At 70.2% G+C, this 9056-nt stretch carries 6 protein-coding genes; 4 read left to right on the top strand and 2 right to left on the bottom strand.

Annotated features, from left to right (window positions below; genetic code table 11):
• Positions 1-351: 351 nt before the first annotated feature.
• The 3 genes from MFF42_RS12255 to MFF42_RS12245 all read left to right on the top strand — a co-directional run bounded on the left by MFF42_RS12255 (position 352) and on the right by MFF42_RS12245 (position 5819).
• Entirely contained in the window at positions 352-1728 is a 1377-nt protein-coding gene (locus MFF42_RS12255) for a polyhydroxyalkanoate depolymerase (protein WP_238255996.1), read from the top strand.
• A 168-nt stretch (positions 1729-1896) separates the two neighbouring features.
• Positions 1897-4869 (top strand): FAD-binding and (Fe-S)-binding domain-containing protein, encoded by a 2973-nt coding sequence (locus MFF42_RS12250; RefSeq protein WP_238255995.1) that lies wholly within the window; start codon positions 1897-1899, stop codon positions 4867-4869.
• Between the two features lie 77 nt (positions 4870-4946).
• Positions 4947-5819, top strand: a complete 873-nt coding sequence (locus MFF42_RS12245) for an SDR family oxidoreductase (RefSeq protein ID WP_238255994.1) — start codon at positions 4947-4949, stop codon at positions 5817-5819.
• 118 nt (positions 5820-5937) lie between these two features.
• Here the strand turns inward: MFF42_RS12245 and hyi are convergent, their stop codons facing one another.
• Together hyi and MFF42_RS12235 are read right to left on the bottom strand one after the other, a co-directional pair.
• Positions 5938-6714, bottom strand: a complete 777-nt coding sequence (gene hyi, locus MFF42_RS12240) for a hydroxypyruvate isomerase (protein ID WP_238255993.1) — start codon at positions 6712-6714, stop codon at positions 5938-5940.
• Positions 6715-6769: 55 nt separating this feature from the next.
• Positions 6770-7561 (bottom strand): GntR family transcriptional regulator, encoded by a 792-nt coding sequence (locus MFF42_RS12235; protein ID WP_238255992.1) that lies wholly within the window; start codon positions 7559-7561, stop codon positions 6770-6772.
• Positions 7562-7736: 175 nt separating this feature from the next.
• Here MFF42_RS12235 and MFF42_RS12230 point away from each other — a divergent pair, with 175 nt between their 5' ends.
• Positions 7737-8912 carry a pyridoxal-phosphate-dependent aminotransferase family protein gene (locus MFF42_RS12230; protein ID WP_238255991.1) on the top strand — a complete coding sequence of 392 codons (1176 nt, stop codon included), beginning with the start codon at positions 7737-7739 and terminating at the stop codon, positions 8910-8912.
• The last annotated feature ends 144 nt before the right edge of the window (positions 8913-9056 follow it).

Below are 9056 nucleotides of genomic sequence, written 5' to 3'. Positions count from 1 at the left end.
CGATGACGGAGCCCGGCAGAGCCCGAAGCGATCGACCGGAAACCGTGTGAGGCCTTCTCCCGGACGAAGCCCGTCGGTCTCGTCGGCATGATGGTTCGAGGCTGTCTGTCCCGAGCGGCTCGCTGGGTCGTGTGGCGTCGCGTGCGCGCCCGCGGCGGCCGTTGCCGATCCAGGCGATCGAGTGCGGCGAGCCTCTTCTTTTTTGCTTGCCATTTCTGGAGCTCGGCCGGCGCCGTCAACAGGAGGATCTTGTAAAAACGAAACCTTTTCTCAGCACGGCGAGTTGCACACTCCACCAACGCAAGAAAAGGACAGCTTGGGTCAAGCGAGCTGCTCCAGGAAAGCGCTCGCATGCTGTATCCTCTTTACGAGGCTGGCCATCTCATGCTCGCACCGATGCGCCTGGCGGCGGAGGTCACCCGGCTTGCCTGCGAGAATCCGTTCAATCCCCTTGCCTACGCCCCCCAGAGCCGCACCGTGGCCGCCGGCTGCGAGATGTTCGAGCGCGCCACCCGCGTCTACGCCAAGCCGGCCTTCGGGCTCGGCGTGTCGGAGCGGATCGTCTGGGAGCGCCCGTTCTGCCGCGTCATCGCCTTCGGCGAGCCGTCCGCGGCGCTGGAGGCGAAGCCGAAGCTCCTGATCGTCGCGCCGATGTCGGGCCACTACGCCACGCTGCTGCGCGGCACCGTCGAGGCCTTCCTCGACAGCCATCAGGTCTTCATCACCGATTGGACCGATGCCCGGCAGGTGCCGGTCGCCGCCGGACGGTTCGGCCTCGACGACTACATCGACACCTGCATCGCCCTGTTCGCGGCGCTGGGACCGGACCTGCACGTCGCGGCCGTGTGCCAGCCCTCGGTGCCGGTGCTCGCGGCCATCGCCCGCATGGAGGCGCAGGAGCACCCGCTCGTGCCGCGCTCGGCGGTGCTGATGGGCGGTCCGGTCGATACCCGCCGCTCGCCCACCGCCGTCAACGCGCTGGCGCAGGAGAAGGGCTTTTCCTGGTTCGAGCGGCACTGCATCCACACCGTGCCGCCGGGCTATCCCGGCGTCGGACGCGCGGTCTATCCGGGCTTCCTGCAGCTGGCCGGCTTCATGGGGATGAACCTCGAGCGACACAGGGACGCCCACCACGCGATGTTCGACCATCTGGTGCGCGGCGACGGCGATTCCGCCGCCCGACACCGGGCCTTCTACGACGAGTATCTCGCCGTCATGGACCTGACCGCCGAGTTCTACCTGGAGACGATCGAGAGCGTCTTCGTGAATCACGACCTGCCCCGCGGCACCCTGCGCCACCACGGCGAGCCGGTCGATCTCGGCGCGATCCGCCGCTGCCACCTGATGGCGATCGAGGGGGAGAAGGACGACATCACCGGCCTCGGCCAGACCAGGGCCGCGCTCGACCTCGCGGTGAACCTGCCCGAGGCGGCCAAGGCCTACCACATGCAGCCGGGTGCCGGGCATTACGGCATCTTCAACGGCTCGCGCTTCCGCCAGGACATCGTGCCGCTGATGCGCGGCTTCATGGAGCGCAGCCTGCGGCCCGCCGCACCGCGTCCGGCCCCCGTGGTACCGGCGCCGGAGCCGCACCCGATCCTCCTGCGCCGCGGCCCGGCCGCGCAGGCCCCGGACGTGGCACCCGAGCGTCCCATCATGTTGCCGGTGCCCGTCCTGGCGGAGCGGCACCGCGCGCCGGAAGCGATCCCGCAGCGGATCGCCCTGTAGAGCGTCCGCAGGATATCCGCGCAGGCGAAGCGGCTGCCGATCCCATCGGCAGCCGCTTTTCCGTCACCCCCGCGACCTCGTCGCGTTTGACCCGCCATCTCCGGAGAATTATGAATTCAAAAACGCCGGGCGCCGATCCAGGGTGAGGCGAGGGGAGGGAGGTTCCACTTGAGCGCGAGCGCGAAACCGGCCGAGGCGGCTTCCGAAGCGCCGGCTCCCAGCGCGCGGGCGAAGGCCCGCAACGATGCCGGGCTGCCGCGCAAGCTCGCGGAGGTGCTGCAGGGCGAAGCCCGCTTCGATACCTTCACCCGCGGGCGCTACGCCACGGACGCCTCGATCTACCAGATCATGCCGGCGGGCGTCGTCTTCCCGAAGAGCGCCGCCGACATCGCCGCGACGCTGAAGGTGGCGGCGCAGTTCGACGTCCCCGTGATCCTGCGCGGCGGCGGCACCTCGCAGAACGGCCAGCCGATCGGCGCCGGCCTCGTGGTCGATTGCTCGCGCCACTTCAACGGCGTCCTCGCCTACGACGCGGAGGCCGGCACGGTCACCGTTGAGCCCGGCCACGTGCTGGAGCGCCTCAACGCCCGGCTGAAGGCCGACGGCTGGTTCTTCCCCGTGGAGCCCTCCACCGCGACCCGCTGCACCATCGGCGGCATGGCCGGCAACAATTCCTGCGGCGCCCGCTCGCTGCGCTACGGCAAGATGAGCGACAACGTGCTCGCCATGGAGGCGCTGTTCCACGACGGCGCCGCCTTCGGCTTCGGGCTGACCGGCAACGAGGCGAGCGCCGTGACCGGCGGCGCGCGGGCGGACGACCTCGCCCGGCGCATGCTCGCCCTGGCCGCCGAGAACCGCGACGAGATCGAGAAGATGTACCCGCGGGTGCAGCGGCGGGTCGGCGGCTACAACCTCGATTCGCTGATCGAGCCGCGCCCGAACCTCGCCCATCTCCTCGTCGGCTCCGAGGGGACGCTCGCCGCCACCACCTCGGTGACGCTCAAGCTCTCGCGCCTGCCGACCCACCGGGTCATGGGCGTGTGCCACTTCCCCTCGTTCCGCGCGGCGATGGAGACGACGCAGCACATCGTCGCCCTTGACCCGGTGGCGGTGGAGCTCGTCGACAACAACGTGCTGGTGCTCGGCGCCGACATCCCGCTGTTCCGCACGACGCTCGCCGACATCACCAGGGGCCAGCCCAACTGCCTGCTGCTCGCCGAGTTCGCCGGCGACGATCTTTCCGCGCTCAAACGCGACCTGAAGCGCCTCGACCAGTGCATGGCCGATCACGGCTTCGCCGACGCTGTGGTCGAGGTGGTGGAACCCAACCGCCAGAAGGCGGTGTGGGAGGTGCGCGAGGCCTGCCTCAACATCATGATGTCGATGAAGGGGGACGCCAAGCCCGTCTCCTTCATCGAGGACTGCGCCGTCCCCCTCGACCACTTGGCCGACTACACCGACGCGGTCACCGAGGTGTTCACCAAGCACGGCACCCGGGGCACGTGGTACGCCCACGCCTCCGTCGGCTGCCTGCACGTGCGTCCGATCCTCAACATGAAGGAGGGCGGCGACGTTAAAAAGATGCGTGCCATCGCCGAGGAGACGGCGGAGCTGGTGCGCCGCCACAAGGGCTCCTACTCGGGCGAGCACGGCGACGGCATCTCGCGCTCCGAATTCGTCGAGCCGCTGTTCGGCGCGAAGCTCACCCGCGCTTTCGAGACGGTGAAGGACGGCTTCGATCCCGACAACCGCCTGAACCCGAACAAGATCGTCCGCCCGCTGAAGATGGACGACCGTTCCCTGATGCGCTTCTCGCCGGATTACGCCGTGAGCGCCCCGCAGAAGACCGCGCTGGACTGGTCGGACTGGGGCGGGTTCGGCCCGGCGGTCGAGATGTGCAACAACAACGGCACCTGCCGGAAGCTCGCCGGGGGCGCGATGTGTCCCTCCTATCGCGCCACCCGCGACGAGCAGCACCTCACCCGCGGCCGTGCCAACTCCTTGCGCCTCGCGATCTCGGGCCAGCTCGGGGACGACGCGTTCCTGAGCCCTGAGATGAAGCGCACGATGGATCTGTGCGTGTCGTGCAAGGCCTGCCGCCGGGAATGCCCGACTGGCGTCGACATGGCCAAGATGAAGGTTGAGTTCCTGCACCACTACCACGCCCGGCACGGCCTGCCGCTGAAGGAGCGGCTGGTCGCCGAGATGCCGCGCTATGCCGGCGTCGCCGCCGCCCTGGCGCCGCTGCTCAACCTGCGCAACCGCTACCCCGCGCTCGCCCGGTTCGGCGAGAGCTGGGCCGGCTTCTCCGCCCGCCGCTCGCTGCCCGAGTGGCGCCGGCCCTGGCGCGAAACCGGCGAGGTCGCCCACCCGGAGGACGTGAGCGGCGATTTCCGCGATCTCGTCCTGTTCGGCGACACCTTCAACCGTGCCTTCGAGCGCGAGAACCTCGAGGCCGCCGAGCGGGTGCTGCGGGCGGCCGGCTACCGCCTGCACCGCGTCGTCGCGCACAAGGGCCGCCGCCCGCTCTGCTGCGGCCGCACCTACCTCGCCTCCGGCCAGACCGACCGGGCGCGGGAGGAGGCCCGGCGCACCCTCGACACGCTCCTGCCCTTCGTGCGGGCCGGCGCCCGGGTGGTGGGCCTGGAGCCCTCCTGCCTCTTCACCTTCCGCGACGAGTTTCTGTCGTTGCTGCCGCGCGAGGAGGCGGCCGAGCTCGCGAGCAAGGCATTCCTCTTCGAAGAGCTTCTCGCCGCCGACCTCGCCGCGGGCCGCATCAGCCTGCCGCTCGCCGACCAGGGCGGCCGGGTCGCCCACCTGCACGGCCACTGCCACCAGAAGAGTTTCGGGGCGATGGGCGCCGTCGAGACGGTGCTGCGCGCCGTGCCGGGGCTTGATGTGCGCGTCATCGAATCGAGCTGCTGCGGCATGGCCGGCGCCTTCGGCTACGGGCGGGACACCATCGACGTCTCCTTCGCCATGGCCGAGCTGTCGCTGTTCCCGGCTTTGCGCAAGGCGGGCGCCGACGACCTCGTGGTCGCCGACGGCACCAGCTGCCGCCACCAGATCCACGACGGTCTCGGGCGCGACGCCCTCCACGTCGCCCGCGTGCTCGACGCGACCCTCGTGCCGGCGCGCTGACCGCGGCCCAGGGTCGCCGCGGCGGAACGGCGCCCCTCGCATCCGGTTGTCGCGGCAATCCCCGAGAAGGAGCCGTGATGACCGATCCGCTGACGAAGTACCCGCGCCCGCCCTTCGAGACGCCGGCCCAGAGCTTTCCCGGCCAGACGACCAGGATGGCGCCGGAGCCCGATCACGGCGAGGAGAGCTACAAGGGCTCGGGCCGGCTCGCCGGCAAGGCCGCCCTGGTGACGGGCGGCGACAGCGGCATCGGCCGGGCGGTCGCCATCGCCTATGCCCGCGAGGGCGCGGACGTGGCGATCTCCTACCTGCCCGACGAGCAGAAGGATGCCGAGACCGTCGGCAACTGGATCGAGCGGGCGGGCCGCCGCGCCCTGCTGCTCCCCGGCGACATCAAGGACGCGGCCTATGCCCGCGAGATCGTCGAGCGCACCGCCCGGGAATTCGGCCGGCTCGACATCCTGGTGAACAACGCCGCCTTCCAGCAGCCGAACCAGGGGGTCGCCGACATCGACGACGCCATCTTCGAAAAACACTTCCAGACCAACATCTTCGGCCCGTTCTACGCCACCAAGGCGGCGCTGGCGCATCTCAAGCCCGGCGCCTCGGTGATCTTCACCTCCTCGGTCAATTCCAAGCACCCGGTGCCGACCCTGTTCGCCTACAGCGCCACCAAGGGCGCGCTCAGCAACATGGTGCTCGGCCTCGCCCAGCTCCTCGCCGAGACCGGCATCCGCGTGAACGGCGTGCTGCCCGGTCCGATCTGGACCCCGTTCATCCCCGCCGGGATGAGCGAGGATGCGGTGAAGACCTTCGGAAGCCAGGTGCCGTTCAACCGCCCGGGACAGCCGGCGGAACTCGCCTCGGCCTACGTCATGCTGGCGGCGGAGGAGAGCAGCTACACCTCCGGCGCCCTCATCACCGTCGCGGGCGGCATGCCGATCTTCTGAAGAAGCAGGTTTCGAAAGGACGAGTCCTTTCGCGGGTCCGGGGCAGAGCCCTGGAAGAAGGCCGGGGCGCTGCCCCGGCGCCCCGCCAAAGGGCTAGCCCTTTGGGAACCCGGAACTTTCAGCGATAGGACGCCATCCAGCCGAGGCCCGCCTCGGTGCCGGACGCGGGCAGGTATTCGCAGCCGATGAAGCCGTCGTAGCCGAGGCGGTCGAGGGCCGCGAAGGCGGCGGGAAAATCGATGGTGCCGGTGCCGGGCTCGTGGCGGCCGGGGGCGTCGGCGATCTGGACATGGGCGATGCGGTCGCGGTGGGCGGCGAGACTCTCCGCCAGATCCTCGCCCATCATCGCCATGTGGTAGAGATCGGCCTGGATGAAGAGGTTGTCGGACCCGACCGACTCGATTACCGCGGCCGCCTCAGTGAGGCGGTTCAGGAAGAAGCCCGGCATGTCGCGGTCGTTGATCGGCTCGATCAGCAGGCGGATGCCCGCCTTGCCCAGCGCGTCGGCGGCGTGGGCGAGGTTTTCGGAGAGCGTCGCGCGCAGGCGGGCCCGCTCGGCGCCCGGCGGCGCGAGGCCGGCGAGGCAGTTGATCTGCCGGCAGCCGAGCGCCCCGGCATAGTCGATCGCCCGTGCGACGCCGTCGCGGAACGCGGCGATCCGCTCAGGGAAGATGGCGATGCCGCGCTCGCCCGCAGCCCAGTCGCCGGGGGGCAGGTTGTGCAGCACGAGCGGCAGGCCGGCCTCGGCGCGGCGCGCGGCGAGCGTCTCCTTCGGCTCGGCATAGGGGAACTGCATCTCGCACGCCGCGAACCCGGCGGCGCGGGCCGCCGCGAACCGGTCGAGCAGCGGCAGCTCCGTGAACAGCAGGCTCAGATTGGCGGCAAAGCGTGGCATGAACGGGCCGCTCGGTCGTGCAAAATGCATTCAAAAATGATGGAAAGTTCGCGCGTCAGGCGCTCTCACCGACCTCGATCGCGCTCTGGGCCGGTGCCGCGGCCTCGCGGTCGGCGGCGGCCTTCCGCTTGTTGCGCAAGTGGCGGAACAGGATGTCGCTGAGTTCCGCCCCGGCGCGGCGGCGCAGGGCGTCGAGCATCTCCTCGTGCTCGCGCATCGCCTCGCCCCAGCGGTCGCGGTTGGCGTCGAGATTGGCCGAGTAGCGCGCCCGCCGCAGCCGCCCCGCGAAGCTTGTGTAGGTGGCGCTCAGGGGCGCGTTGTCCGCGGCCTGGACGATCCGGTCGTGGATCGCCTGGTTGCAGGCGAAGTAGCCGTGCAGGTCGCGCCGCAGGTAGTGGCCGTACATCTCGTGGTGCAGCCGCTCGATCGCCGCGTAGGCCTCCTCCGTGATGCGCTCGCAGGCGAGCCGTCCGGCCAGGGCCTCCAGGCCGCCCATCACGTCGAACAGCTCGACGATCTCCCGCTCGCCGATTCGGCGGACCCGCGCGCCGCGATTCGGCAGCAGGTCGATCAGCCCCTCCGAAGCCAGGACCTTCAGCGCCTCCCGCAGGGGCGTGCGCGAGATGCCGAAGCGCTCGCACAGGAGACGTTCGGGCACGCGGGCGCCGGGGGCGAGGTTGCCCTCGACGATGAAGTCGCGCAGCCGCGCCAGCACCTCGTCGTGGAGGGAATGCACGAGGTTTTCCCGGGGCCGCGCGGGCAGCTTGGCCGGCGCCGCGACGGGTAGCTCGGCGGGGAGGGGGATCGGGCCGTCCGCGCCCTCCGAGTCAGGTCCGTCGAGTGTCATGCCGTGAGTCATGGCGGAAGTCATCAGGGATTGGTAGCAGCGGGTCCGATCGCCGTCGATGGGTGGAATGAAGGCATGATACTTCTTGTCTCCGCTCAAAATGAATGCAAACCTGGGGGATGAAAAGACCGGGTGCGACGTGGAACGCCCGGCATTCGGCTGAACGGGAGGAACCATGACGAGCCGCACCGGACGACATTTCCTGCATATTCCGGGTCCGAGCCCGGTGCCGGAGCGCGTGCTGCGCGCCATGGACCGGCAGGTGATCGACCACCGCGGGCCGGAATTCGGCGTGCTCGGCCGCGAGGTGCTGGAGGGCTGCCGCACGATCTTCCGCACCGAGGGACCGGTGGTGATCTATCCCGGCTCCGGCACCGGGGCCTGGGAGGCGACGATCGTCAACACGCTCTCCTCCGGCGACCGGGTGCTGATGTTCGAGACCGGCCACTTCGCCACCCTGTGGCGTCAGATGGTGGCGCGCTGGGGCATCGAGGTCGAGTTCGTGCCCGGCGACTGGCGCCACGGCGTCGATCCGGCCCTGGTCGAGGCCAAGCTCGCGGAGGACCGCGGCCACAGCTTCAAGGCGGTGATGGTGGTCCACAACGAGACCTCCACCGGCGTGACGAGCCGCATTCCGGCGATCCGCAAGGCGATCGACGCGGCCGGGCACCCGGCCCTGCTCCTGGTCGACACCATCTCCTCGCTGGGCTCGGTCGATTACCGCCACGACGAGTGGGGCGTCGACGTCACCGTCAGCGGCTCGCAAAAAGGGCTGATGCTGCCGCCGGGCCTCGGCTTCACCGCGATCTCGGACAAGGCGCGGGCGGCGGGCAAGTCCAACAACCTGCCCCGGTCCTACTGGGACTGGGAGGAGATGCTGAAGCCCAACGCCACGGGCTACTTCCCCTACACGCCGGCCACCAACCTGCTCTACGGCCTGCGCGAGGCGGTGGCGATGATGCTGGAGGAGGGGCTCGACAACGTCTTCGCCCGCCACCAGCGGCTCGCCGCCGCGACCCGCGCCGCGGTCGAGGCCTGGGGGCTCGAAGTGCTGTGCCAGAACCCGGACGAGTACTCGCCGGTGCTGACCGCGGTGATGATGCCCGAGGGCAAGGGCGCGGACGCCTTCCGCGCGGTGGTGCTGGAAAAGTTCGACATGTCGCTCGGCGCCGGCCTGTCGAAGCTGTCCGACAAGATCTTCCGCATCGGCCATCTCGGCGAGACCAACGACCTGACCCTGATGGGGGCCCTCTCCGGCGTCGAGATGGGCCTCGCGGCGGCCGGCGTGCCGCACCAGCGCGGCGGCGTGCTCGCCGCCATGGCGAGCCTGCGCGCCGGCCTCGACGGCTGATCCGCCTCACGACGCCCACGCCCCGGGCCAGCCCGCGCATCGGACGCGGGGGCCCGGGGTGCTTGCCATTGAACTGGAGGAAGCTCCGATGATCACGATCCCACGCCGCGTGACGGCGCCGGGCATGGTGCTGTTCCTGCTCTG

Source organism: Methylorubrum podarium (assembly GCF_022179745.1).
Classification (GTDB): Bacteria; Pseudomonadota; Alphaproteobacteria; order Rhizobiales; family Beijerinckiaceae; genus Methylobacterium; species Methylobacterium podarium.
This window is presented reverse-complemented; position numbering and strand designations above follow the sequence as displayed.